19 protein-coding genes, 2 tRNA genes and 3 rRNA genes are annotated in these 26,946 nt (G+C 59.5%); 14 read left to right on the top strand and 10 right to left on the bottom strand.

What is annotated here, in order from left to right; translation table 11 throughout:
* Positions 1-9 precede the first annotated feature (9 nt).
* From ACZ0AI_RS18925 to ACZ0AI_RS18885, 9 genes are all read left to right on the top strand, one after another.
* A complete protein-coding gene (locus ACZ0AI_RS18925; RefSeq protein ID WP_463563192.1) occupies positions 10-681 on the top strand; it encodes an RraA family protein in 672 nt (223 codons plus the stop codon).
* A gap of 132 nt (positions 682-813) precedes the next feature.
* On the top strand, positions 814-1,869 hold the full coding sequence (locus ACZ0AI_RS18920; protein WP_463563191.1) for a TRAP transporter substrate-binding protein: 1,056 nt from the start codon (positions 814-816) through the stop codon (positions 1,867-1,869).
* A gap of 70 nt (positions 1,870-1,939) precedes the next feature.
* Positions 1,940-2,548: a TRAP transporter small permease subunit gene (locus ACZ0AI_RS18915; protein WP_463563190.1), complete on the top strand. Its 609-nt coding sequence runs from the start codon at positions 1,940-1,942 to the stop codon at positions 2,546-2,548.
* Positions 2,549-3,829 carry a TRAP transporter large permease gene (locus tag ACZ0AI_RS18910; protein ID WP_463563189.1) on the top strand — a complete coding sequence of 427 codons (1,281 nt, stop codon included), beginning with the start codon at positions 2,549-2,551 and terminating at the stop codon, positions 3,827-3,829.
* Positions 3,830-4,365: 536 nt separating this feature from the next.
* Entirely contained in the window at positions 4,366-4,905 is a 540-nt protein-coding gene (locus ACZ0AI_RS18905) for a TRAP transporter small permease (RefSeq protein WP_463563188.1), read from the top strand.
* Entirely contained in the window at positions 4,905-6,188 is a 1,284-nt protein-coding gene (locus ACZ0AI_RS18900) for a TRAP transporter large permease (RefSeq protein WP_463570061.1), read from the top strand. The genes ACZ0AI_RS18905 and ACZ0AI_RS18900 overlap by 1 nt, the downstream gene beginning before the upstream one ends.
* Positions 6,189-6,214: 26 nt before the next feature.
* The gene (locus ACZ0AI_RS18895; protein WP_463563187.1) at positions 6,215-7,213 is read left to right on the top strand and encodes a TRAP transporter substrate-binding protein; all 999 of its coding nucleotides are present in this window, start codon (positions 6,215-6,217) and stop codon (positions 7,211-7,213) included.
* 73 nt (positions 7,214-7,286) lie between these two features.
* Complete coding sequence (locus ACZ0AI_RS18890) at positions 7,287-8,090, top strand: carbon-nitrogen hydrolase family protein (RefSeq protein WP_463563186.1); 804 nt, start codon at positions 7,287-7,289, stop codon at positions 8,088-8,090.
* A gap of 9 nt (positions 8,091-8,099) precedes the next feature.
* Positions 8,100-8,885: an HpcH/HpaI aldolase family protein gene (locus ACZ0AI_RS18885; RefSeq protein WP_463563185.1), complete on the top strand. Its 786-nt coding sequence runs from the start codon at positions 8,100-8,102 to the stop codon at positions 8,883-8,885.
* 517 nt (positions 8,886-9,402) lie between these two features.
* Here the strand turns inward: ACZ0AI_RS18885 and rrf are convergent.
* From rrf to norR, 6 genes are all read right to left on the bottom strand, one after another.
* Positions 9,403-9,518, bottom strand: a 5S ribosomal RNA gene (gene rrf, locus ACZ0AI_RS18880).
* Positions 9,519-9,658: 140 nt separating this feature from the next.
* Positions 9,659-12,551: ribosomal RNA gene (locus ACZ0AI_RS18875) — 23S ribosomal RNA — on the bottom strand.
* A gap of 259 nt (positions 12,552-12,810) precedes the next feature.
* Positions 12,811-12,886: transfer RNA gene (locus ACZ0AI_RS18870), tRNA-Ala, on the bottom strand.
* A gap of 30 nt (positions 12,887-12,916) precedes the next feature.
* Positions 12,917-12,993 (bottom strand) — tRNA-Ile (locus ACZ0AI_RS18865).
* A gap of 66 nt (positions 12,994-13,059) precedes the next feature.
* A 16S ribosomal RNA gene (locus ACZ0AI_RS18860) occupies positions 13,060-14,596 on the bottom strand.
* Together the 16S, 23S and 5S rRNA genes with 2 tRNA genes alongside form the textbook arrangement of a ribosomal RNA operon.
* A gap of 623 nt (positions 14,597-15,219) precedes the next feature.
* Positions 15,220-16,782, bottom strand: coding sequence for a nitric oxide reductase transcriptional regulator NorR (gene norR, locus ACZ0AI_RS18855; protein WP_463563184.1), 1,563 nt, complete (start codon positions 16,780-16,782; stop codon positions 15,220-15,222).
* 156 nt (positions 16,783-16,938) lie between these two features.
* Between norR and hmpA the strand changes: the two genes are divergently transcribed.
* Positions 16,939-18,120: an NO-inducible flavohemoprotein gene (gene hmpA, locus ACZ0AI_RS18850; RefSeq protein WP_463563183.1), complete on the top strand. Its 1,182-nt coding sequence runs from the start codon at positions 16,939-16,941 to the stop codon at positions 18,118-18,120.
* A gap of 23 nt (positions 18,121-18,143) precedes the next feature.
* Here the strand turns inward: hmpA and ACZ0AI_RS18845 are convergent, their stop codons facing one another.
* Both ACZ0AI_RS18845 and ACZ0AI_RS18840 read right to left on the bottom strand, forming a co-directional pair.
* On the bottom strand, positions 18,144-19,367 hold the full coding sequence (locus tag ACZ0AI_RS18845; protein WP_463563182.1) for a CaiB/BaiF CoA transferase family protein: 1,224 nt from the start codon (positions 19,365-19,367) through the stop codon (positions 18,144-18,146).
* Between the two features lie 75 nt (positions 19,368-19,442).
* Complete coding sequence (locus tag ACZ0AI_RS18840; protein WP_463563181.1) at positions 19,443-20,624, bottom strand: acyl-CoA dehydrogenase; 1,182 nt, start codon at positions 20,622-20,624, stop codon at positions 19,443-19,445.
* Positions 20,625-20,782: 158 nt separating this feature from the next.
* Between ACZ0AI_RS18840 and ACZ0AI_RS18835 the strand changes: the two genes are divergently transcribed.
* Positions 20,783-21,682 carry a LysR family transcriptional regulator gene (locus ACZ0AI_RS18835; RefSeq protein ID WP_463563180.1) on the top strand — a complete coding sequence of 300 codons (900 nt, stop codon included), beginning with the start codon at positions 20,783-20,785 and terminating at the stop codon, positions 21,680-21,682.
* A 181-nt stretch (positions 21,683-21,863) separates the two neighbouring features.
* Here the strand turns inward: ACZ0AI_RS18835 and ACZ0AI_RS18830 are convergent, their stop codons facing one another.
* On the bottom strand, positions 21,864-22,676 hold the full coding sequence (locus tag ACZ0AI_RS18830; protein WP_463563179.1) for a helix-turn-helix domain-containing protein: 813 nt from the start codon (positions 22,674-22,676) through the stop codon (positions 21,864-21,866).
* A gap of 250 nt (positions 22,677-22,926) precedes the next feature.
* On the opposite strand from ACZ0AI_RS18830, the gene ACZ0AI_RS18825 reads away from it, so the two are divergent.
* From ACZ0AI_RS18825 to ACZ0AI_RS18815, 3 genes are all read left to right on the top strand, one after another.
* Complete coding sequence (locus ACZ0AI_RS18825) at positions 22,927-24,351, top strand: alanine/glycine:cation symporter family protein (RefSeq protein ID WP_463563178.1); 1,425 nt, start codon at positions 22,927-22,929, stop codon at positions 24,349-24,351.
* A 133-nt stretch (positions 24,352-24,484) separates the two neighbouring features.
* Entirely contained in the window at positions 24,485-25,471 is a 987-nt protein-coding gene (locus tag ACZ0AI_RS18820; protein ID WP_463563177.1) for an asparaginase, read from the top strand.
* A 93-nt stretch (positions 25,472-25,564) separates the two neighbouring features.
* Positions 25,565-25,960 (top strand): hypothetical protein, encoded by a 396-nt coding sequence (locus ACZ0AI_RS18815; RefSeq protein WP_463563176.1) that lies wholly within the window; start codon positions 25,565-25,567, stop codon positions 25,958-25,960.
* A 66-nt stretch (positions 25,961-26,026) separates the two neighbouring features.
* On the opposite strand, the gene glsB is transcribed toward ACZ0AI_RS18815, so the two are convergent.
* On the bottom strand, positions 26,027-26,935 hold the full coding sequence (glsB, locus tag ACZ0AI_RS18810) for a glutaminase B (RefSeq protein ID WP_463563175.1): 909 nt from the start codon (positions 26,933-26,935) through the stop codon (positions 26,027-26,029).
* Between the last annotated feature and the right edge of the window lie 11 nt (positions 26,936-26,946).

Below are 26,946 nucleotides of genomic sequence, written 5' to 3'. Positions count from 1 at the left end.
AAATAGCGCATGTATATTATCGAAGCACTTCCTGAAGCAATTGATCCAGAAGAACTTTCCGTTCTTTTGCGAGCCGAGCCCGCGACTATCGGGCACTTCATTACCACTGGCATCTTGAGCCCACAAATACGGGCGCATTTCGAAAATCTGCGCACCGTGGGCACAGCCGTCACGGTGAAGATGCCCGGCGCCGACGGCGGGATCTTACATTACGCGATGGGTTGCGCGAGGCCTGGTGATTTTCTGGTAGTCGACCGCTGCGGCGAAAGCGTGACCGCTGCCATGGGCGGCGCCATGGCCTATGCCGCCAAGCAGGCGGGTATCGCCGGGATCGTCATCGACGGTTACGTCACAGACCTGGGCGAGATTCGTCAGCACGGCGTGCCGGTCTGGTCCTGGGGCGCCAGCGCCATCACCACGCGGGTGAAAGGCGAGGAAGGCGAATTCTGTACCGCGGTGCAATGTGGTGGCGTCGTAGTTCGGCCGGGTGATGCGGTGATCGCCGACGAGAACGGCATCGTCATCCTGCCACCCGCCCAGGCACTGGCCCTGGCCAGACGAGCCATCGAGTTCCAGGAAAACGAGAAGCACACGCTGGCGCGCCTGGCCCAAGGCGAGAAGTTTCCCGACGTGGTGGGCTCGCGCCCGCTGATCGACGCGGCCATCGGCAAAGCACGCTGATACGGCAGTTCCATCGATAGACCGGCATCACTGCGCGCAAGGTCAGGCGCCACGACAATACCAATACTGACCCGCTGCACTTTTCATCAGGTTTCTGCCCCGTAGCTCCCCCAAAAGAACAACAGGACTACCATGAAACTGTACTCGCTCCCCAGGGTGATCCTGGCTGCGCTGGGCTGCTCGATCGGCGCCAGCGCGCTTGCGGACGATGCGTCGTCCATCCATTTCAATGTGGTCGGTGGCGGTAGCCACAACTACACCTTTCGCGCCGTCGAGCGCCCGTTCTGGAATGAAACCCTGCCCGCCAGTTCGGGCGGCAAGGTCACCGCACGCCTGATGGGCCTGTCGGAAAGCGGCCTCAAGGGGCCGGAGATGGTTCGCGTGCTGCGTTCCGGCGCGGTCGAGATCGGCATGGGCGTGTTCGCCTTCGTGGCGGGCGACGATGCGGCTTTCGAAGGCATCGACCTGCCCGGCATGGCGGCCGACATCGACACCTCGCACAAGATCGCCAATGCCTACAAGCCGGTGCTGGAGGCACGCATGGCCGAGCGCCACGGCGTCAAGCTGCTGGCAACCGTGCCCTATACCGCACAGGTGTTCTTCTGCCGCGATGCCGTGGATGGCCTGGACGATCTCAAAGGTCGCAAGGTTCGCGTACGTGGCCGCAACATGGCCGACATGGTCGGCGCACTCGGCGGATCGCCGGTTACGCTGCCCTTCGCCGAGGTGGTCACGGCCATGCAGACCGGCGTCATCGACTGCGCGGTAACCGGCATGGGCTCGGGCAATGCCGCCAAGTGGTACGACGTGGCGAGCCATGTCTACGACCTGCCGGTGGACTGGTCGATCGGCTTCTACGCCATGGGCCTGCAGCGCTGGCAACAGCTTTCCCCTCAGGTGCAGCAACTGCTGCAGACCCAGGCGCAGGTGCTGGAGGATGCCCTTTGGACGGAAACCGCCAGGGAGAACCGCTATGCGCTGGCCTGCAACACCGGTGCAGCCGACTGCCAGATTCACCACCCTGCCGACATGCAGGCCAATGCCCCCACCGACGAGGAGCGCGCCAAACTGCGCGCCGTAGTGCTGCGCATCGCCAATGACTGGGGCAAGCGTTGCGGCGCCGACTGCGTGCAGCAGTGGAACTCCACGGCGGGCAAGGCGATAGGCGTCAGCCTGAAAGATCCCTGAGCACAGCGAAGGCCTCGCCCGATGCAGCGCTGCCGCGCTGACCTCCAACCGTTCGCGGAGAAACCTGCTCATGCAACATACCGATACCCCGAGCCTGCGGCTCATCAATCGCATCGCCAAGGTCAGTGCCTGGGTGGGTGGCATCGCGTTGATGGGCTCGGCCCTGATGATCAGCATCGACCTGCTGCTGCGCCGCCTGTTCGGCTTTTCCATGGGCGGTGCCGACGAGATCGCCGGCTACGTACTGGCCATCGTCAGCGCCTGGGCGTTCCCCATCGCGCAGCTCAAACGTTCCCACCTGCGCGTGGACATCATCTACTCGCGCCTGTCGCTCAAACCCAAGGTCGGCCTCGATCTGCTGGCACTGGCCGGCATGGCACTGTTCGTCGGCACGCTGCTGTTCCATGTCGGCGGGGTGCTGTGGGACTCCATCGCCTATCGCTCGATTTCCACCACGCCGCTGCAGGTGCCGCAGTGGATTCCCCAGTCACTGTGGTTCGCCGGGTACCTGTTCTTCGCCACCACCATTCTGGTGCTGGCCTACAACAGCGTGATTCAGCTGCGTCAGCAACGCTGGGCGGCGGCCAACGCACTGATCGGCATCAACTCAGTCGAGGAGGAGATCGAGGAAGAATCGCACTCCAGCCGCCCTCACGACATCACCAGGGAGGGCCGCTAGATGTTGGTTTTTACGCTTGTCGTACTGCTGGGCCTGCTGGGCCTGACCGTGGCCGCAGCGGTCAGCGTGGGCCTGCTGGGCATGTCGCTGGCCGAGCTGTTCTCGGCGCTGCCATTGAGCAACGCCATGGGCGAAATCGCCTGGAGTACCGGCGCCGAATTCCTGCTGGTGGCCATTCCACTGTACATCCTGATGGGTGAACTACTGGTCTGCTCGGGCGTGGCCGGGCGCATGTACAGCGCTGCCGACAAGTGGCTGTCGTGGCTGCCAGGCGGCCTGATGAACTCGAACATCGGTGCCTCGGCGCTGTTCTCCGCCACCAGCGGCTCCAGCGTGGCCACGGCGGCGACCATCTCGACCATCGCCTTGCCGGAGCAGGAGCGCAAAGGCTACCCGGCGCCGCTGTTCCTCGGCTCCATCGCGGCGGGCGGCACCCTGGGCATTCTGATTCCACCTTCGATCAACATGATCCTGTTCGCGTTGATCGCCAACATCTCGGTACCCAAGCTCTACCTGGCGGCGACCATTCCCGGCCTGCTGCTCTGCGTGATGTTCGTGGCGATGATCGTGATCACCTGCATGATCTGGCCGAAACTCGGCGGCACCCGGCAGCACGCCACCTGGGCCGAACGCCTGGCGAGCATCCCCGACCTGCTGCCGCCGCTGGCAATCTTCGTGCTGGTGGTCGGCGCCATCTACAGCGGTTTCGCCACCGCCAGTGAGTCGGCGGCACTCGGCGTGCTGGCAGCGTTCGGCCTCGGCCTGTGGCGCCGTACCTTCACCTGGCAGAACCTGGGCCAGGCGTTCGAATCCACCATGCGCACCAGCGGAATGATCATCTTCATCACGCTGGCGGCGTTCTTCCTCAACTTCGTGCTGTCGGCCATCGGCTTGACGCCCACGCTGGTCAGCTTCGTCACCGACCTGGATATGTCACCGATGGCCACGCTGCTGGCGATCATCCTGTTCTACATCATCCTCGGCTGCTTCATGGATACCCTGGCGATGCTGATCACCACCGCGCCGCTGGTGGTGCCGGTAATCATCGCGCTGGGCTTCGACCCACTGTGGTTCGGCGTAATTTTGATCATTCTTTGTGAGATGGGCCAGATTACACCGCCATTCGGGATGAATCTGTTCGTGGTACAGAGCATTCGCAATAAGGGCAACTTCATGGACGTCATCTATGGCGTACTGCCGTTCTGCTTAGTGCTGCTATTGCTTATCGCGCTATTGATCGTATTTCCACAACTGGCACTGTGGCTTCCACAATTCGCATAACGCTATTAATACGTGCGCGGCGCATGGGTAAAATTGGATAGTTTAAAATAACGCGTCAGATAAAACGCGCTGCAAAAGGATTTGCACTATTACCCACCTCATTTGGCGGCGCCGATCAGAAACCCTGCCGGCCGCCGCAGCGCATTCACCACAGCCCGCCCAACACGCGGCGACGCGCGGCTGCCTGAAAACTTATAATCTGCTGATATTTGCAAGATAATAACGCTATAAATCGCGTTATTTATTGGTGCGCGTGCGCTATTCAAGTGCAATAAGCATCAGTGTCTGCCGTTTTTATCAGCCTAATAAAAACATTGAATCCGACTCTTCGGGCAGTTCCGTTGACACTCGTGGGCAATCAGAAAAGAATCCATCACCGCGTATGACAACATACGACTAATAACAAAAAGGTGATACATGCCCGCCTATTCCATCACGGCCATCGCTGCCGTATCGGCAACTCTCACGAGTGCCGAAAACAATGATCAAGCAACTTCCTTACTTCGCTCATCTGCCCATTCGCTGGAGAGAGCACCGTGAAAAATATTCTGACTATCTACTTCGCCGCGCTGAAAGTGCTGATCGTTTCCAGCCTGGTGTGTATCACCCTATTGATCTTCTTCAACGTCGTCCTGCGCTACGGCTTCAACTCCGGACTGTTCTTCAGCGAGGAAATCTCGCGGCTGGCATTCGTCTGGCTGGTCTTCGCCGGGGCACAGCTGATGCTCCATGAGAACGGCCATATCGGCGTCGACATCGTGACCAGTCGCGTGTCGCCGACCGTCGGCAAATACCTGCTGCTGCTCACCCAGTTACTGATGCTCTACGTCACCTGGCTGTTCCTGGAGGGCAGCTGGAAGCAGACGCTGATCAACCTGCATGTCGGTGCCCCCTCGACCGGCGTGTCCATGGCGCTGTTCTATGGCGCAGGCCTGGTGTTCTCGGTACTCAGCGCAGCGCTGATCACCGTGCAGATGATCGACAACCTGAGAAAACCTGCTGGCACTTACAGCCCTCAACGCGCCGATGAAGAGGCACACGTCATTTCCACCACCGAATCCGGGGTACTCAAGTAATGGCCCTCACCGTTTTCGTCGGCGTGCTGATGGCCGCCATCCTTATCGGCGCCCCTATCGCCTACGCCCTGATCCTCTGTGGTGTTGCCCTGATGTGGCTGCTGGGGCTATTCGATGGGCAGATCATCGCGCAGAACATTATCAATTCCGCTGGTAGCTTCCCTCTGCTGGCCATTCCGCTGTTCATTATCGCCGGTGAGGTAATGAACAGCGGCGGGCTATCCAAACGCATCATCAACCTGGCCATCGCCATGGTTGGTCACCTGCGTGGCGGCCTGGGTTACGTAGCAATCTTCGCCGGCGTGCTGCTGTCCAGCCTGTCCGGCTCGGCACTCGCCGATGCAGCTTCGCTGACCGCTCTGTTGCTACCGATGATGGTCATCGCCGGCTACAACAAGAACCGCTCCGGTGGCCTGATCGCCTCAGTTTCAGTGCTCGGTTCGATCATCCCGCCGAGCATCGGCTTCGTCGTACTCGGCGTGGCATCCGGGCTGTCGATCACCAAGCTTTTTTTGGCGGGCATCTTCCCGGGCCTGCTGATCGCGTCGGCCTTGTGCGTGGCCTGGTGGCTGGTATCGCGCCGCGACAACGACGTGCAGTTGAGCCCCAAAGCGAGCGGCAAGGAGCGCGCTAAAGCCTTCGTCGACAGTATCTGGGCATTGATGCTGCCGGTGATCATCGTCGTAGGCCTGCGCTTTGGTGTGGTCACGCCGACCGAAGCGGGCGCCGTCGCCAGTGTCTATGCGCTGCTGGTTTCCGCACTGGTGTACCGCGAGCTGAATCTGAAGGACCTCAACGCGCTGCTGCTGCGTGCCGGCAAGACCACCGCCGCGGTGATGTTCCTGGTCGCTGCCGCTTCGATCCCTGCGTGGATGATCACCATCGCCGACATTCCCGGCCAGATCATCGATCTGATCACGCCGGTGATGGACAACCCGAAACTGCTGATCCTGGTGCTGATGCTGCTGATCCTGGTGATCTCCATGGTCATGGATCTGACACCCACCATTCTGCTGCTCGCGCCGATCCTGGTGCCGGTGGTGACAGCAGCGGGCATCGACCCGATCTATTTCGGCGTGCTGTTCATGATCAATTGCTCCATCGGCCTGATTACCCCGCCCGTGGGCACGGTGCTCAACGTCGTCTGCGGTATCGGACGTATGCGCTACGAAGCGCTGCTCAAGGGCACTTTCCCGTTCCTGATCGCCGAAGTCATCGTGCTGTTCCTGCTGGTGATCTTCCCCGAACTGGTCATCGTTCCCGCGCAATGGTTCGCCAAATAACAACAACCAACAACAAGGATTGCACCATGAAGATGAAATTGACCGCACTCGCTGCGCTGCTGCTAGCCAGCAGCCTGAGCTTTGCCGCCGAGTACAACTCGCACACCATCAAATTCGCCGCCACCAGCCCGAAAGGCACTCCGCCGGCCATCGGCATGGAGCTGTTCGCCAAGAAAGTCAGCGAGCGCAGTGGCGGCAAGATCAAGGTACGCACCTTCCCCAACGGCGTGCTGGGTGGCGACGTGCAGGTACTGTCGTCGCTCCAGGGCGGAGTGATCGAGATGATGACCTGGAATGCCGGGTTGATGCTCAACCACATCACCGACTTCGGCATCCTCGACTTCCCGTTCCTGTACACCGACACCGCCAAGGTCGACGCCATGCTAGATGGCGAAGTTGGCAAGATGCTCACCGACCAACTGCCGCAGCAGAACCTAGTCGGCCTGGCGTTCTGGGAGTTGGGGGTGCGCAACCTGACCAACAACAAACGCCCGGTGGCGAAATTGGAAGACATCGCCGGTCTGAAGATCCGCGCGCAGCAATCGCCGCTGTTCCTCGATGTGTGGTCGGCCCTCGGCGCCAACCCGACGCCACTGCCATTCACCGAGGTGCACACGGCACTGGAGACCGGCACGGTCGACGGTCAGGAGAACCCGGCAGCGCTGATCCTCGCGTCCAAGTTCAACGAGGTGCAGAAGTACCTGAGCCTCACCCATCACAACTACAACCCGCAGATCGTCCTGATCGGCAAAACCTTCTGGGACAAGCTCAACGACGACGAGAAGAAGCTGCTCAGTGAAGTGGCCATGGAAGTGCGCCTCGAGCAACGGCAGATCTCCCGTGAGGCGGACAGCAAGGCCATCGCCGAACTGGAAGCGTCGGGCATGACGGTCAACGCCGTGCCGGATGAAGAAATCGCCCGCATCCAGGAAAAGATCCGCCCGGTCGTCGACAAGTACGCCGCCAAGATCAACCCCGAGCTCGTGAAGAAAGTTTACGAGGCCATGGACGTCGCCCAGCCATAAGCACCGCAGCGTCGCTGCACGAACAAGCGCGCCCGATCACTCGGGCGCGCTCTTCCAGTCATAGAGGAAACCCATGAAAATTTCGGTCGCGCAGATCCACCCCGTTCCCGGCAACCCGACCCAGACCATCGAGAAAGTCGCCGAGCTGTCGCGCCAGACGGCACTAGAAGGCTCGCGCCTAATCGCCTTCCCAGAATGCCTGCTCACCGGCGGCTCGTTCGACAGCCGTGAAGATCTGGAGCGTGGCGCTATCGAGATCGAAGCGCTGGCGCCGTTGCTGGCCGTAAGTGCGGAGACGGGCATCTACATCATCGCCGGCTTCTACGAGCGTCGCCCGGACGCCATCTTCAACACAGCAGCGCTGATTGGACCCGAAGGTATCGTGGGTCTGCATCGCAAGCGTCACCTGCCGTTCATGATCGGTGACCGCTTCACCGACACCCCGGATGAGTGGACGCCACCGGTCTTCGATACCAAGATCGGTCGTATTGGCATGGCTATCTGTTATGAAATCCGCTTCCCGGAAGTGGTACGCACCCTGGCCCTGGAAGGTGCCGATATCGTCGTGCTGCCGGCCGCGTGGCCAGAGCAGGCGCGCATGCTGCCGGATATCTTCAGCACCGTGCGAGCAGCGGAGAATATCGTCTATTTCGTAGCCCCGAACCGTAACGATATGGACGGCGGCATGCAGTTCATCGGTATGAGCCACATCATCGAACCATCCGGGAAGACGCTGGTACGCGCAGGTGCGGAAGATGGCGTGTTCACCGTCGAAATCGACGTGGAGAAGGCACGCAACAAGTCGCTGATCCGCGAACCCGGCGTGTTCGAAGTGCATCCTTTCCGTGATCGCCTGCCTGATACCTACCGCATCTGAGGTGACCTGATGACCAGCACACTCAAACAGTTGATGGCCCGCTCGCACACCTACGGCTTGAACATCTACGGCACTTCGTCGATGGCCATTGAGGTAGCGGGAAACTGGGGTCTGGATTTCGTTTTCATCGATGCCGAGCACACCTCGCTAGGCGTCGACCGCGACATGGAAAAGCTCATCTTGGCGGCCAAGTGCTCCGGCATCCATAGCATGGTGCGGGTACGCGGCACCCTGGAGTGGGACATTCGCAAGGCGCTGGAAATGGGCGCTTCGGGGGTGATCATTCCGCAGGTGCACAATGCCGAGCAGATGCGCACCATCATCCGCTACAGCAAGTTCCCGCCCATGGGCCGCCGTGGCGGTGACAGCTCGGTACGATCGGCCAACTACGCAGGGCCGAACTTCGACTGGGGCAGTTATACACAGGCGGAGAACGATCGCAGCGTGATCGTACCGATGGCAGAGAGCTACGAGTTCTTCGACAACATCGACGAGATCCTCGACGTCGAAGGTATCGACGCCGTGCACTTCGGCCCGGCCGATTACTCACTGTCGCGCCAATTGCCAGTCGACTATCGGCTGGGCAATCCCGAAGTGCTACAACGCCTGGAATTGTTGATCGAGAAATGCCACGCCCGCTCGATCCAGGTCATGGTGCCCTGCTTCCCAGCCGACGGCGAAACCGCCAAACGCCTACTCGAGATGGGCAGCGACATGCTGCTGATGGGTAGCGATCTGTCGTGGCTCAACCAGGCTGGGCGCAGCATCGCTGCGGTCAAGAAACAACTGCAGTAACCGAGTAAAGCGCCAAACAACGAAGCCCGCATATAGCGGGCTTCGTTGTTTCTGTAGGGCGGATCTTTGTAAGAGCCAGATTGCTGGCGAGCCGGGCTAGAGAGCATCGCCGGCAAGCCGGCTCCTACGTGCGACCTGTAGGCTGCTCGATACATTCGTTGTGCGTAGGCAAGAAGCATGTGAGCGACCCAGTGAACCTCAGGTCGGCTAACCCAGGCTACAAAGCCGCCTCAAGGCATCCGTAGGGTGGAAGACGCCTCACCCTTCCACCACAAGCTCACCGCAATGCTCAGCACGTACCGCTGCCCCGTAGCCTGGGTCGGGCGCAGCAACACCCAGGATGCCCATTAAAGCTCAAGCCTCGCTGTGCAATCGATCGTTGTAGGAGGCGGCTTGCCGGCGAAGCTCGTGCCCGTGGCTCGCCGACTCCTACGCTCGACCTGCTGCAGCGGTCTTTTTCCTTCGCCGCAAAGACGAAACCCCAGACCTCTGTCGAGATCTGGGGTTTCTAGTAGAAGCTTGACGATGACCTACTCTCACATGGGGAAACCCCACACTACCATCGGCGATGCATCGTTTCACTACTGAGTTCGGGATGGGATCAGGTGGTTCCAATGCTCTATGGTCGTCAAGCAATCCGGTTGGGGAGTCGATGTTTAGGTCGCTTCCCCGAATTGGGTATGTGATATCAGTTGGTGTTGCGTGTTCTTTTACAAATTTTCGGCATTACTGTCGACTTCTACCGTCTAACAGCCAAATTGTTTGGGTGTTATATGGTCAAGCCTCACGGGCAATTAGTACTGGTTAGCTCAACGCCTCACAACGCTTACACACCCAGCCTATCAACGTCGTAGTCTTCGACGGCCCTTTAGGGAACTCAAGGTTCCAGTGAGATCTCATCTTGAGGCAAGTTTCCCGCTTAGATGCTTTCAGCGGTTATCTTTCCCGAACATAGCTACCCGGCAATGCCACTGGCGTGACAACCGGAACACCAGAGGTTCGTCCACTCCGGTCCTCTCGTACTAGGAGCAGCCCCTCTCAAATCTCAAACGTCCACGGCAGATAGGGACCGAACTGTCTCACGACGTTCTAAACCCAGCTCGCGTACCACTTTAAATGGCGAACAGCCATACCCTTGGGACCGGCTTCAGCCCCAGGATGTGATGAGCCGACATCGAGGTGCCAAACACCGCCGTCGATATGAACTCTTGGGCGGTATCAGCCTGTTATCCCCGGAGTACCTTTTATCCGTTGAGCGATGGCCCTTCCATACAGAACCACCGGATCACTAAGACCTACTTTCGTACCTGCTCGACGTGTCTGTCTCGCAGTCAAGCGCGCTTTTGCCTTTATACTCTACGACCGATTTCCGACCGGTCTGAGCGCACCTTCGTACTCCTCCGTTACTCTTTAGGAGGAGACCGCCCCAGTCAAACTACCCACCATACACTGTCCTCGATCCGGATAACGGACCAGAGTTAGAACCTCAAGGTTGCCAGGGTGGTATTTCAAGGTTGGCTCCATGAGAACTAGCGTCCCCACTTCAAAGCCTCCCACCTATCCTACACAAGCAAGCTCAAAGTCCAGTGCAAAGCTATAGTAAAGGTTCACGGGGTCTTTCCGTCTAGCCGCGGATACACTGCATCTTCACAGCGATTTCAATTTCACTGAGTCTCGGGTGGAGACAGCGCCGCCATCGTTACGCCATTCGTGCAGGTCGGAACTTACCCGACAAGGAATTTCGCTACCTTAGGACCGTTATAGTTACGGCCGCCGTTTACCGGGGCTTCGATCAAGAGCTTCGCGTTAGCTAACCCCATCAATTAACCTTCCGGCACCGGGCAGGCGTCACACCCTATACGTCCACTTTCGTGTTTGCAGAGTGCTGTGTTTTTAATAAACAGTCGCAGCGGCCTGGTATCTTCGACCGGCATGTGCTTACGGGGTAAACCCTTCACACTCACCGGCGCACCTTCTCCCGAAGTTACGGTGCCATTTTGCCTAGTTCCTTCACCCGAGTTCTCTCAAGCGCCTTGGTATTCTCTACCTAACCACCTGTGTCGGTTTGGGGTACGGTTCCTAATTACCTGAAGCTTAGAAGCTTTTCCTGGAAGCATGGCATCAACCACTTCATCGTCCTAAAGGACAACTCGTCATCAGCTCTCGGCCTTGATCTCCCGGATTTACCTAAGAAATCAGCCTACCACCTTAAACACGGACAACCAACGCCGTGCTGGCCTAGCCTTCTCCGTCCCTCCATCGCAGTAATTAGAAGTACGGGAATATTAACCCGTTTCCCATCGACTACGCATTTCTGCCTCGCCTTAGGGGCCGACTCACCCTGCGTCGATTAACGTTGCGCAGGAAACCTTGGTCTTTCGGCGTGGGAGTTTTTCACTCCCATTGTCGTTACTCATGTCAGCATTCGCACTTCTGATACCTCCAGCAAGCTTCTCAACTCACCTTCACAGGCTTACAGAACGCTCCTCTACCGCTCATCCTAAGATGAACCCGTAGCTTCGGTGTATGGTTTGAGCCCCGTTACATCTTCCGCGCAGGCCGACTCGACTAGTGAGCTATTACGCTTTCTTTAAAGGGTGGCTGCTTCTAAGCCAACCTCCTAGCTGTCTAAGCCTTCCCACATCGTTTCCCACTTAACCATAACTTTGGGACCTTAGCTGACGGTCTGGGTTGTTTCCCTTTTCACGACGGACGTTAGCACCCGCCGTGTGTCTCCCGTGCTGACACTTGCTGGTATTCGGAGTTTGCATCGGTTTGGTAAGTCGGGATGACCCCCTAGCCGAAACAGTGCTCTACCCCCAGCAGTGATACACGAGGCGCTACCTAAATAGCTTTCGAGGAGAACCAGCTATCTCCGAGCTTGATTAGCCTTTCACTCCGATCCACAGGTCATCCGCTAACTTTTCAACGGTAGTCGGTTCGGTTCATCCAGTTAGTGTTACCCAACCTTCAACCTGCCCATGGATAGATCGCCCGGTTTCGGGTCTATACCCAGCGACTAAACGCCCTATTAAGACTCGCTTTCGCTACGCCTCCCCTATTCGGTTAAGCTCGCCACTGAATATAAGTCGCTGACCCATTATACAAAAGGTACGCAGTCACCCAACAAAGTAGGCTCCCACTGCTTGTACGCATACGGTTTCAGGATCTATTTCACTCCCCTCTCCGGGGTTCTTTTCGCCTTTCCCTCACGGTACTAGTTCACTATCGGTCAGTCAGTAGTATTTAGCCTTGGAGGATGGCCCCCCCATATTCAGACAAAGTTTCTCGTGCTCCGTCCTACTCGATTTCATTGAAAAGAGATTTTCGTGTACGGGGCTATCACCCACTACGGCGGAACTTTCCAGAACCTTCCACTAATCTCTAATCAACTTAAGGGCTAGTCCCCGTTCGCTCGCCACTACTAAGGGAATCTCGGTTGATTTCTTTTCCTCAGGGTACTTAGATGTTTCAGTTCCCCTGGTTCGCCTCATGCACCTATGTATTCAGTGCATGATACCCAGCTTATGCTAGGTGGGTTCCCCCATTCAGAGATCTCCGGATCAAAGTCTGTTTGCCGACTCCCCGGAGCTTATCGCAGGCTACAACGTCTTTCATCGCCTCTGACTGCCAAGGCATCCACCGTATGCGCTTCTTCACTTGACCATATAACCCCAAGCAATCTGGTTACTGTCTATAACGTGAAGACGACATTCGCCGAAAATTTGCACTTGAGAACAACGCAAATTTTACCTTGACCAAATTAATTACCAGTGAAAGTAATCAATCAGTCACTTCTATCACATACCCAAATTTTTAAAGAACGATTTTTCTGACTGGTCAAAGACCAGAAATCAACACTCATCTGCCTAAACAGGAATGCTCATTTCTGAACTCTATTCACATCAACGTCGAAGGCTGTAAATGGTGGAGCCAAGCGGGATCGAACCGCTGACCTCCTGCGTGCAAGGCAGGCGCTCTCCCAGCTGAGCTATGGCCCCAATACTTCCAAGGCCTGCACCCTCAACAATTGGTGGGTCTGGGCAGATTCGAACTGCCGACCTCACCCTTATCAGGGGTGCGCTCTAACCAACTGAGCTACAGACCCAATCGTCTTTCGCAATGAATCAAGCAATTCGTGTGGGTGCTTATGAATAAGCTGGGATCTTTCGATTAAGGAGGTGATCCAGCCGCAGGTTCCCCTACGGCTACCTTGTTACGACTTCACCCCAGTCATGAATCACACCGTGGTAACCGTCCCCCCGAAGGTTAGACTAGCTACTTCTGGTGCAACCCACTCCCATGGTGTGACGGGCGGTGTGTACAAGGCCCGGGAACGTATTCACCGTGACATTCTGATTCACGATTACTAGCGATTCCGACTTCACGCAGTCGAGTTGCAGACTGCGATCCGGACTACGATCGGTTTTATGGGATTAGCTCCACCTCGCGGCTTGGCAACCCTTTGTACCGACCATTGTAGCACGTGTGTAGCCCAGGCCGTAAGGGCCATGATGACTTGACGTCATCCCCACCTTCCTCCGGTTTGTCACCGGCAGTCTCCTTAGAGTTCCCACCATTACGTGCTGGTAACTAAGGACAAGGGTTGCGCTCGTTACGGGACTTAACCCAACATCTCACGACACGAGCTGACGACAGCCATGCAGCACCTGTGTCTGAGTTCCCGAAGGCACCAATCCATCTCTGGAAAGTTCTCAGCATGTCAAGGCCTGGTAAGGTTCTTCGCGTTGCTTCGAATTAAACCACATGCTCCACCGCTTGTGCGGGCCCCCGTCAATTCATTTGAGTTTTAACCTTGCGGCCGTACTCCCCAGGCGGTCAACTTAATGCGTTAGCTGCGCCACTAAGTCCTCAAGGAACCCAACGGCTAGTTGACATCGTTTACGGCGTGGACTACCAGGGTATCTAATCCTGTTTGCTCCCCACGCTTTCGCACCTCAGTGTCAGTATCAGTCCAGGTGGTCGCCTTCGCCACTGGTGTTCCTTCCTATATCTACGCATTTCACCGCTACACAGGAAATTCCACCACCCTCTACCGTACTCTAGCTTGCCAGTTTTGGATGCAGTTCCCAGGTTGAGCCCGGGGCTTTCACATCCAACTTAACAAACCACCTACGCGCGCTTTACGCCCAGTAATTCCGATTAACGCTTGCACCCTCTGTATTACCGCGGCTGCTGGCACAGAGTTAGCCGGTGCTTATTCTGTCGGTAACGTCAAAACAGCAAAGTATTAATTTACTGCCCTTCCTCCCAACTTAAAGTGCTTTACAATCCGAAGACCTTCTTCACACACGCGGCATGGCTGGATCAGGCTTTCGCCCATTGTCCAATATTCCCCACTGCTGCCTCCCGTAGGAGTCTGGACCGTGTCTCAGTTCCAGTGTGACTGATCATCCTCTCAGACCAGTTACGGATCGTCGCCTTGGTGAGCCTTTACCTCACCAACTAGCTAATCCGACCTAGGCTCATCTATTAGCGCAAGGCCCGAAGGTCCCCTGCTTTCTCCCGTAGGACGTATGCGGTATTAGCGTTCCTTTCGAAACGTTGTCCCCCACTAATAGGCAGATTCCTAGGCATTACTCACCCGTCCGCCGCTGAATCAGGGAGCAAGCTCCCGTCAACCGCTCGACTTGCATGTGTTAGGCCTGCCGCCAGCGTTCAATCTGAGCCATGATCAAACTCTTCAGTTCAATACTGCATGGGTTTTGAGAAAACCCTAAACTTGGCTCAGCAATCGCAAACTCTTCAATTAAGAAGAAAAAACTCTCTATTACGAGTGTTTACTTGTGATGCTGATAATCTTGCGATCCTCAGTCTTAGCTCACAAGCACCCACACGAATTGCTTGATTCAATTGTTAAAGAACGTTTGGTTAAGTCTTTCGTCTCAACCGAGGCGCGCATCTTACAGCAGCCTCACTTCCTGTCAAGTTGTTTTTGAAGAATTTTTTCTTTCTTCTCAACACCTTGCAGCACCCAACCAGATCATCTTCTCTCCAGCGGGAGGCGCATTCTACAGCGTTACAACCTGCTGTCAACACCCTCTTTACCGCCTTCGATCAAACCTGATCGAACCATCAACAGAGCCACTCAAACCACCCTGTCGATACCGGCGCATTCTACTCGAATTCGCCGTCCGTCCAACCCTTATTTTCTTCTAACTTCCTGATTAACAAGGAGTTTTCAGATCAGGCTGCGCCGGAAGTGGTGCGCATTATAGGCAGCCAGAATCTCAGGTCAATGGTTTATTTCATCTAACTGCAATAAAACTGCTCTGGCGGCCTTTCCTCTATATAAGCAGCACTTCAGAGGCAGCTACTTGAGGCCCAGGCGCCTGGCCAGACGCTGCAAATTGGCGCGATCCACATCCAGCTCGCGCGCCACCTCAGCCCAGCGCCCGGTATGGCGAACCAGTGCTGCCTCTATAAGGCGCCGCTGGTATTCATCCACCGCATCGCGCAGGCCTAGTTCCGCTGAAGGCAACTCGCTGTTGGCGATCAAGGGATTCTCTTCTTCTATATGCATTGCCAAGGATGGCTGCAGATCCAGAGAACAGCTATCGATGGTGAGGATCTGCGGGCGCTCTCCACAGGATGATAAGGCCTTGATAGCAGCACGGCCAATCAGGTGCTCCAGCTCCCGGACATTGCCTGGCCAGTCATGCTGCAACAGGGTTTTCTGAGCATCGGCCGCGAGACGCAGGCTGCGCAGCCCCAGACGCGACCGGTTGTCTTCGAGGAAGTAACCGGCGAGCAGCAGTACATCACGCCCCCGCTCACGTAGCGCCGGCACCTTTAATGGGTACACGCTAAGGCGATGATAAAGGTCGGCGCGAAAGCGCCCGGCCCGTACCTCTTCGGCCAAGTCACGATTCGTGGCAGCCAGCACCCGCACATCTACACGATGCTCGCGGTCCGAGCCTACCCGTTGTAACTGACCACTCTGCAGCACCCTCAACAGCTTCGACTGCACGGCGAGAGGCAGTTCGCCCACCTCGTCGAGAAACAGGGTGGCGCCATCGGCCACCTCGAACTTGCCACGCCGCTCACTGACAGCCCCCGAGAACGCCCCACGCACGTGACCGAACAGCTCACTCTCCACCAGGGTATCGGGCAATGCCGCGCAGTTGATGCTGACCATCGGCCGCGATGCACGCGTGGACGCTGCATGTAGCGCCTCGGCGACCAGCTCCTTACCCACCCCGGTTTCGCCACTGATGAGGACGGTCAGGTCACTGCCGCCTACTAGCTCTATCTCCTGAAGCAGCGCCTTGTGCCTCGGACTCTGACCAATCATCTCCCGAGGACGCACGGCGTCGGCCGCCTGTTTATAGAGTTCCGCGCGCCGCTGTTCGTCTTCCACCCGCCCCATCAGCAGACTGATCCGCTCGCTGGCTGCCACCGTCGCGGCTGCGAGGCTGGCGAAAGCCTCCAGCATGCCCAGGTCGACAAGGCCAAAGCTGCTCGACTGCAGCGAGTCCAGAGTCAGCAGCCCCCAGAGCTGCTCCTTTATATAGAGCGGACAGCCCAGGCAGTCATGAACCTCGAGATGACCATGCTGCCCCTCGAGCAGCCCGTCGTAAGGATCGGGCAGTTCGCAGTCCGCGGCAAAACGAGTAGGCCCGCGGTGCTGCAGCAATTCGTGCAGACGCGGATGCTCACTCACCTTGAAGCGCCGCCCCATGGTGTCGGCACTCAGCCCTTCCACCGAAAGCGGTACCAGCACATCGCCATCGAGCCTGAGCAGCGCCACGGCATCACAGGGAAATAGCTGCCGCAACGCAGCAAGCAACCGACGATAGCGCTCACTCTCGGGCAGCTCGCGAGACAGGTCATCGACCAATGGCAGCAGAGCGACGAGTAAGGGACTAGAGGTCATAAAGACACCAAAAGAGTCATATAGACACATATCAACGAGAGTCTAAAAGACTCATAGCACGCGCAAACCCAGTAATCCAGAGGCTTTGCGAGTTGGCACGGGATCTGTAATGACCAGAGCAGAAAACTCTCATGCCTTACGACAGGAACCATCACCATGCTGACCAGCCAACAACGCACCCTCATCAAAGCCACCGTCCCATTATTGGAAATCGGCGGTGAAGCGCTGACCCGGCACTTCTACGCCATGATGCTGGAGGAATATCCCCAGGTTCGCCCGCTGTTCAACCAGGCCCACCAGGCCAGTGGCGACCAGCAGCGTGCCCTGGCCACTGGCGTGCTCATGTATGCCCGACATATCGACCAGCTCGAAGCACTCGGCCCGCTGGTGGGCCGTATCGTCAATAAACATGTATCCCTGCAAATCCTGCCGGAGCACTACCCCATCGTCGGCACCTGCCTGCTGCGCGCCATCAGGGAAGTGCTCGGCGAAGAGATAGCCACCGACCAGGTGATCGCTGCCTGGGCTGCCGCTTATGGGCAACTGGCAGACATCCTGATCGGTGCCGAGGAAAACACCTACCGTGAACACGAACAGGCACAGGGCGGCTGGCGTGGCTCGCGGGACTTCAAGGTGGTGGCCAGAGCCGTGGAAAGCGAGGAGATCACTTCCTTCCATCTGGCGCCCGTCGATGGCGGTGCCGTGCTGATTCAGCAGCCCGGCCAGTACATCGGCATGCGCATGGTCATCGATGGCAAGGAGCAGCGCCGCAACTACTCGCTGTCCGCCCAGGGCAATGGCCGTGAGTACCGCATCAGCGTCAAGCGCGAGGCCGACGGCAAGGTCTCCAACTACCTGCACGACCACATCCAGGTCGGCGATACGCTTGAGCTGTTCCCGCCAGCCGGCGACTTCGTGCTGCGTGATTCGAATAAGCCTCTGGCGCTGATCACTGCCGGCGTGGGCATCACTCCGGCACTGACGATGGTCGAAGCCGCCCGCGAGAGCGGACGCCCCATCCATTTCATCCACTACGCACGCCATGGCGGTGTGCATGCCTTCAAGAAATGGATCGAGGAGCAGAGCCGCGACTACCCGCAGATCAGCTATCGGTTCTGCTACAGCGAGCCGCGCGATGGCGACCAGCCACACGGCCAGGGCGTGATCAACCGCGAGCAACTGGCGGACTGGCTGCCTGAAGAGCGCGATCTGGACGCCTACTTCCTCGGCCCGAAACCCTTCATGGCTCAGGTGAAGCGTCACTTGCGGGAGCTCGGCGTACCAACGGAGCAGTGCCACTACGAGTTCTTCGGCCCGGCCTCCGAGCTGGATGCCTGACGCGCTCTCTCAATAGTGGCGGGTCAGATCACGCCCTGAGCGCGTAGCGCCTCGATCTGGCCAGCATCCAGCCCGAGTACCTCGGCAAGGACGCGCTCGGTATGCTCGCCCAGCAGCGGAGGCGCCTGGCGGTACTCCACTGGGCTGGCCGACAGGCGTAGCGGGCTGGCTACCTGCGGCGTGCTGCCGGCCAAGGGGTGTGGCAGATCGATACGCAAGCCGCGGGCGATCACCTGCGGGTCGGCGAACACCTGCTCAAGATCGTTGACCGGCCCGCACGGCACGCCTGCAGCTTCCAGCAGGCCGACCCATTCGACCGTGGTGCGGAACACCGTGGCCTGGCGGATCATCGGGATCAGCTCGGCGCGATGGGCGACGCGCTGAGCGTTGCTGGCGAAACGCGGATCGACGCCCCACTCGGGATGCCCGGCCACCTCGCAGAAGTTGCGGAACTGACTGTCGTTGCCGACCGTGAGGATCAGGTCGCCATCAGCGGTGGGGAACGCCTGGTAGGGGACGATATTCGGGTGAGCATTGCCCAGGCGCTTCGGGGAAACTCCGGTAGTCAGGTAATTCATCGCCTGGTTGGCCAGGCAGGCGACCTGCACGTCGAGCAACGCCATGTCGATGTGCTGGCCTTCGCCGGTCTTTTCCCGATGGGTCAGGGCGGCCAGCACGGCGACCGTCGCGTAGAGCCCGGTGAGGATATCGGTCAGCGCGACGCCGACCTTTACCGGCCCACCGCCCTCCCCGCCGTCGGGCTGGCCGGTGAGGCTCATCAGCCCGCCAAGCCCCTGAATCATGAAGTCGTAGCCAGCCCGTTTGGCATAAGGGCCGCTCTGGCCGAAACCCGTGATGGAGCAGTAAATCAGCCGTGGGTTGATCGCCTTCAAGCTGGCGTAGTCCAGCCCGTAGGCAGCCAGGCCGCCGACCTTAAAGTTCTCGATGAGGATGTCCGACTTGCCCGCCAGCACGCGCACCAGGCGCTGCCCTTCCGCCTGGGTGAAGTCGAGAGTCAGCGATTGCTTGTTGCGGTTGGCCGACAGGAAATAGGCGGCCTCGCTGGTGTCCCGCCCCTCATCGTCGCGCAAGTAAGGCGGGCCCCAGTGGCGAGTGTCGTCGCCGACCTTCGGGCGTTCGACCTTGATCACCTCGGCACCGAGGTCGGCGAGGTTCTGCCCGCACCAAGGCCCGGCGAGTACGCGGGACAGGTCGAGCACACGGAGATGGGAAAGGGCACCGGACATCGCAGAAGCCTCGTGCAGTCGTGACGCTCGGCGTCACGGGGACGCTCCCACGCCAGGCGTGGGAGCGAGCGACAGTCAGAAGAACGCCTGGATGCCGGTCTGCGCGCGGCCAAGAATCAGCGCGTGCACGTCATGGGTACCTTCGTAGGTATTCACCACCTCGAGGTTGACCAGATGGCGGGCCACACCGAACTCGTCGCTGATGCCGTTACCGCCGAGCATGTCGCGGGCCATGCGCGCGATATCCAGCGACTTGCCGCAGCTGTTGCGCTTCATGATCGAGGTGATTTCCACCGCAGCGGTACCTTCATCCTTCATCCGCCCCAGGCGCAGGCAGCCTTGCAGGGCCAGGGTGATCTCGGTCTGCATGTCGGCCAGCTTTTTCTGGATCAACTGGTTGGCAGCCAGCGGGCGACCGAACTGCTGACGATCCAGGGTGTACTGACGCGCGGTGTGCCAGCACGCTTCGGCGGCGCCCAGCGCTCCCCAGCTGATACCGTAGCGGGCAGAGTTCAGGCAGGTGAACGGGCCGCGCAGGCCGCGCACGTCCGGAAAGGCGTTTTCTTCGGGGCAGAACACGTTGTCCATGACGATCTCGCCGGTGATCGAGGCGCGCAGGCCGACCTTGCCGTGGATCGCCGGGGCCGACAGCCCTTCCCAGCCCTTTTCCAGCACGAAGCCGCGGATCTCGCCGGCGTCATCCTTGGCCCAGACCACAAAAACGTCGGCGATCGGGCTGTTGGTGATCCACATTTTACTGCCGCTCAGGCGGTAGCCGCCGTCGACCTTCTTCGCACGGGTGATCATCGAGCCCGGATCGGAACCGTAGTTGGGTTCGGTCAGGCCGAAGCAGCCGATGTATTCACCGCTGGCCAGCTTGGGCAGGTACTTCTGTTTGGTGGCTTCGTTGCCGAACTCGTTGATCGGCACCATCACCAGCGACGACTGCACGCTCATCATCGAGCGGTAGCCGGAATCCACACGTTCTACCTCGCGGGCGATCAAGCCGTAGCACACATAGTTGAGACCGCTGCCGCCGTAGGCTTCTGGAATGGTCGCGCCGAGCAGACCGGTGTCGCCCATCTCACGGAAAATCGCCGGGTCGGTCTTCTCATGACGGAAGGCCTCGAGAACCCGCGGCGCCAGCTTGTCGGCAGCGAACTGCTCGGCGCTGTCGCGCACCATGCGTTCTTCTTCGGTGAGTTGCTGATCGAGCAGCAGCGGGTCGATCCAGTTGAAGCTTGCCTTGGCGGCCATCGCAGAATCCTCGTGCGTGAACAGTTCTTGTTGGGCTTAGCCTAGGCAGCTACCGACATATCGGCAAACGAGTAATTCGCACGCAGTTGTGCGCTTAGCTCACTCCGAGATAGCCTGACCACCTGATAAAAGCACCAATTAGTGAGGGGTTCGCATAGATGCGCCGCAAGATCCCTAGCACGGCAGCCCTGATCGCCTTTGAGGCCTCGGCGCGCCATCAGAGCTTCACCCGCGCAGCGGACGAACTGGCGCTGACCCAAGGCGCCGTCTGCCGGCAGATCGCCGGGTTGGAAGAGTTCCTTGGTGTGGAGCTGTTCCGCCGCTCGCGACGCGGCGTGGTGCTTACCGAAGCGGGCACGGCGTACGCCGGAAAGGTCGCCGCTCAGCTCGATGCCGTGGAGCGCGACACCCTGGCGCTGATGGGGGCTCAAGGTGCCATGAGCCTTGAGCTGGCCGTGGTGCCGACCTTCGCGACCCAATGGTTGCTGCCACGCTTGAAGGATTTCCAGCGCCTGCACCCGGAGGTCACCGTGCACCTGACCAACCGCACCCGCCCGTTCCTGTTCGCCGATACCGGTTTCGACGCGGCGATCTACTTCGGCGATGGCGACTGGTCAGGCACTGCGGCGCACTTTCTGATGCACGAGCACCTGATGCCGGTGTGCAGCCCGGGGCTGCTCGACGGTGGCGCGGTGAGCGCCGAGCGGATCACCGAGCTACCGCTGCTGCAGCAAAGCACGCGGCCTTACGCCTGGCGTCAGTGGTTCGCAGCACAGGGGCTGAATGTCGGCCGCGACATGACCGGCCCGCGCCTGGAGCTGTTCTCGATGCTCGCCCAGGCGGCCTGCCACGAGATGGGCGTGGCGCTGATTCCACCTTTCCTGATACAACGCGAGCTGGCCGACGGCAGCCTGGTGGTCGCCCTCGACCGACCGGTGCCGGACAACGGCCGCGCCTATTACCTGACCGTACCGGAGCGCAAGGTCGAATCGGCGGCGCTTAAGGCTTTTCGGGACTGGCTGTTGGGTGAAGCGCAGCGGTATCGAGTGATGGGTTGAGCAGCAGTGAGTGGCGGCAATAAGGCGGGAGCGGACGGTGGGCAGAGCTTTTGTGGGAGAGGCTTTAGCCTCGATTGTGCCTAGCTAGGCGTAAAGAGCTCGCGGCTAAAGCCCCTCCCACGAGATCGCGACCGGCCGCTTCCGCCTTGAAGCAGCCGCTCGGCATTTCGTCACGCCCCGCTCACTCAACCTCGAACAGCCCGTCACGCACCGGCGCGTGGGCCAGGCGTTCGCGGATATCTTCGTCGATGCGTGGGTCATCCGGCTGATAGAGCATCACCTGGCGATAGGTGCTGATGCGGTTGATCTCCGTGCCCAGGAACTCCCACACCACACGGGTGCACGCCGGGGTGCGGCGGTCTCCGCTGGAGACCCCGGTTTTCAGGCCATTCAAACGCGTGATGCGGCTCTTGAAGCTGGGGATCAGGATGGTCTGGCTCATCTCGTTGACCGTCAGCGACTCGTAATCGATGAGAAACAGACGATCCTGCAGCTGGAACGCGGCGCCCAGGTAGCGGCAACGTGCCGAGTCTTCGGCGAGCCCGCCGGCGGAGGTCACCTGCCGCTCCTGACGCTCGAACAGGAAGGTGCCGCTTTCCTCGCGCATGTGAATCAGCGACAACAGGATGGTGCCTGGTACCGACATGCAGTTGGCGTATTCGAAGTAATAGCCGCAATAACGCGAAAGATCACCGGACTGCTCACGCAACGGCTGTAACAACGCGTGTAGCGGATCCTGCTCCGCAGGTGCGCCGATCTGCGTACCTCGGGCGCCGATCAGGCGGGCGAATTGATCACCCGGCAAGCCCAGCTCATAGCCCTCGACGCCGAAGAAATCCCCAATCCTCTTGAGGTTATAGGCCGTCGGCTGGCTCTCTCCAGACAGATACTTGTTGAACTGCGCGCGGTTGATGCCGACTTTTCGGCACACCTCCGCAATGGAGCGGTAGTGGCTGCACAGCAACCGGAGGTTGTCACCGAGGAGACTGGACATGGGCGGCTCAGATGATGCGAGTGACGCGATCATAGCATCAAGTCGCGCCACCTAGGATCGACACGCGAAATTGCTGCTTTGTCGTCTTTGGCCAACCATGGCGCCGGTCGACCCGCTTACGCCGTCTATTCGTCGGTCACGCAGGTGCGTACAGAGTCTATGCCAGGCTTTGCTATAGCGCGGTCGCCCCAGGCGCAGGCTAATCGCCCGCCTCACGCGTCGTCCCCTAATAAAAAACAGGAAGAGTGCCATGCTCGATCTACTCAACGACCTAATCTGGAGCAAAGTGCTGATCGTAATGCTGGTGGGCCTCGGGCTCTACTTCAGCATCCGTTCGCGCTTCGTTCAGTTTCGCTACTTCACCAGCATGTTCCAGATTTTCAGCCAGGCGCTGGTACGCAAACCAGGCCAGCTGAGCTCGTTCCAGGCGCTGATGCTCAGCGTTGCCGGCCGCGTCGGCGCCGGTAACATCGCAGGGGTGGCCGTGGCCATTACTCTGGGCGGCCCAGGCGCCGTGTTCTGGATGTGGCTGGTTGCGCTGGTCGGCATGGCCACCAGCTATTTCGAATGCTCGCTGGCACAGCTGTACAAGCAGAATGAAGGGGATGGCACCTACCGTGGCGGCCCGGCCTTCTACATCCTGCATGGTCTGGGTCAGCGCTGGCTGGCAATCGTCTTCTCGATCCTTCTGCTGATCACTTTCGGTTTCGGCTTCAACGCCTTGCAGTCGTTTACCGTGGCCAGTTCCATGCACGACACCTTCGGCATTCCCGAGTGGGTCAGCGGCGTCGTTCTGGTATGCATCATCGGCCTGATCATCTTCGGCGGCATCAAACGCATCGCCAAGTTCGCCGACGTGCTGGTTCCGGTCATGGCCGGCTCCTACATCGCCCTGGCCCTGTTCGTCATCGGCAGCAACATCTCCCAGGTGCCGGACACCCTGATGCTGATCGTACGCAGCGCCTTCGGCCTTGAGCCGGCCTTCGCTGGCGGTATCGGCGCGGCCATCATCATGGGCGTCAAGCGCGGTCTGTTTTCCAACGAAGCAGGCCTGGGTAGCGCGCCGAACGTCGCCGCCGTGGCCGAAGTGCCACACCCCGCCGCCCAAGGCGTGGTGCAGTCGCTGAGCGTGTTCATCGATACACTGATCATCTGCACCTGTACGGCGATGATCATCCTGCTGTCCGGCACCTATGCTCCAGGCAGCGAAGTCGGTGGCGTGATCCTCACGCAGAGCGCTCTGGCCGCCATCGTCGGTGAGTGGGGCCGGGTGTTCATCAGCGTCGCCCTTGCACTCTTCGTGTTCACCACACTGATCTATAACTACTACCTGGGCGAAAACGCTCTGGGCTTCTTCAGCAAGAGCCGGTTGATGCTGCACGTCTACCGAGTGTTGGTGATCGTGCTGGTGATGTGGGGCTCCACCCAGGATCTGGGTACCGTGTTCGGCTTCGCCGACGTCACCATGGGCCTGCTGGCCATCGTCAACCTGATCGCCATGGCCCTGCTGTTCAAAACCGGCCTGCGCCTGATGGACGACTACGACGCGCAGATCAAAGCAGGCGTGAAGACTCCAGTATTCGATCCGGCCAAGTTTGCCGATCTGGAGCTGGACAAGACCTCCTGGCCTGCATTGAAGCCGGAGCACACGGCTCAGGATACTCAGCAACGCTGATTATCCGCGGACACCGTTGCTTCGCGCTCGCGGAGCAACGGTGCACCGCACCCGGTACGCTGCTCGCCCTAGGGTATCTCGCCGCAGCTTACCCATCCCGGGCCATTGCCTACGATTGTTTCCCAGGTGCCCTATGTCTTCCCTGAATATCCTCGTGCTTTACACCGGCGGCACCATCGGCATGCAGACGAGCGCTGCCGGCCTGGCTCCCGCGTCCGGATTCGAGGCGCGCCTACGCGCGCAACAACCTCTGCAACCGCAGCAGGTGCCAAGCTGGACATTCCGCGAACTGCTGCCTCTGATCGACAGCGCCAACATGAACCAGGACAACTGGCTGACGATGGTCGCGGCGATCCGTCAGGGCGTCGAGCAGGATGGCTGCGACGGCGTGCTGGTGCTGCATGGCACCGATACCCTGGCCTATAGTGCCGCGGCGCTGAGTTTCCTGCTGTTGGGCTTGCCGGTGCCAGTAGTACTGACGGGCTCCATGCTGCCGGCTGGTGCTGCGAACAGCGATGCCTGGAGCAACTTGTTCGGCGCCATGCAGGCCTTGCACAACGGTGTTGAGACGGGCGTGCACGTGTATTTCAACGGAGCGCTGATGCATGGTGCACGCATCAGCAAACTGCGCAGCGATGCCTTCGACGCGTTCCAGGTGGTACCGCGCCTGCGTCAAGGCGAGCGTGTGGCCGAGTTGCCGACGCGCATCGACTTTCGCCAGCCGCGTCAGCCGGTCAATCTGCTCAGCCTGCCACTGATCCCCGGTCTGCGTGCCGAGCACCTGCGTGCATTGCTGGACAGCGGCGTGCAAGGCCTGCTGCTGGAGTGCTACGGCAGCGGCACCGGCCCGTCCGACAATACCGAGCTGCTCGACGTACTGCGCGAGGCCCATGGCCGCGGCGTGGTGCTGGCGGCCATCAGTCAGTGTCCCCAGGGACATGTGGAATTCGGCGTGTACGCAGCCGGCAGTCAGCTGGCTTCGGTTGGCCTGGTGTCCGCGGGCGGCATGACCCGCGAGGCGGCTCTGGGCAAACTGTTCGCGCTGCTGGGCGCAGGCTTGCCCCAGGATGAAGTCGAACGGCTGTTCAGTCTGGATTTATGCGGCGAGCGTGCGGAGTGAGTCATGGATTAGGGCATGACTAGCCGGTATAGTCGCGCCCGCTGACGGTAGCCAGCACTCTTTCGCTCCACTTCTTTCCCACAGGGACGTCACATGCCTTTGCTTCGCTCCAGCGTTTTTCTATTGCTCCTCCTGGCCATCACCGGCTGCTCGACCAAAGCCTTTTTCAAGCTGCCAGAGCACGCCACCATCAGCGTCAACGACCGTGCTGAACAACATCCTCAAGGCCTGGTGAAAACCCGCCCGTTCTTCTGGAACCGTGCCGGCGGTGTGCCGTACAAACTGACCAGCGCAACCGGCGAAACCCTCGCCGAAGGCAAGCTGCGTACGCGCTTTCGCGTGGTGTCGATCTTCTGGCCGCCGTACAGCATCATTTACTGGCCAATGGGCTTCGGCCAGCGTTGCTATGACATGACCGGCGCCATGCCCGGCTCCTGCACCCATCAGGATCTGTGGACGCTGCGCCAGGAATACCGCGACAACAACTGATGCCCAGGCTGCCGCTCTGGCAGCCTTGATCGACGCGGGGTCGAGGCATACTTCGATCCCGCCGTCTCAGAACACCGACCAACCAATCCGCTCGCTGATCACTTCCAGCGCTGCCATGCCGGCCAGCGAGTTGCCGGCTGCGTTGAGCCCAGGCGACCACACGCAAATGGTGTACTGCCCCGGTACCACCGCGACGATGCCGCCACCCACCCCGCTCTTGCCCGGCAAGCCAACGCGATAGGCGAAATTGCCCGCTTCGTCGTACAGACCGCTGGTGGCCATGATCGAGTTCACCTGCTGGGTCTGCCGTGCCGTGAGAATCTGCTCGCCGCTGTGCTTGCAGAAGCCGTCGTTGGCCAGAAAGCAGAAGGCCTTGGCCAGGTCGACGCAGTTCATGCTCAGGGCGCAGTGGCTGAAGTAGCCGCGTAGCACCATCTCTACATCGTTGTGAAAATTGCCGAACGATTGCATCAGATACGCCATCGCCGCGTTGCGCGCGCGATGCTGGTACTCGGACTCGGCGATGCGCATATCCACGGACACATGGGCGTTGCCTGACAGGCGCCGGACGAAATCGCGCATCGACAGCACCGGCGCGGCGAAGCGCGACTGGTTGATATCGCTGATCACCAATGCGCCGGCATTGATGAACGGATTGCGCGGCCGGCCGTTCTCCAGTTCCAGCTGCAGCAACGAATTGAACGGCTGCCCGGAAGGCTCGTGACCAAGCCGCTCCCAGATGGCCTCGCCGCTGTGCTGGATTGCCTGTACCAGGCTGAACACCTTGGAGATGGACTGGATCGAGAACGGTGTCTGCGCATCACCGGCGGTGAACAACTCGCCGTCATTGCCATATACCGCGATGCCCAAGCGATCGGCAGGCACATCGGCCAACGCGGGGATGTAATCGGCAACCTTGCCTTTGCCAATCAGCGGCCTGACCTGATCGAGGACTTCATTCAGCAACGCTTGCATGCTCGGACTCG

This window comes from Pseudomonas sp. AC355, from assembly GCF_979258205.1.
This window is presented reverse-complemented; position numbering and strand designations above follow the sequence as displayed.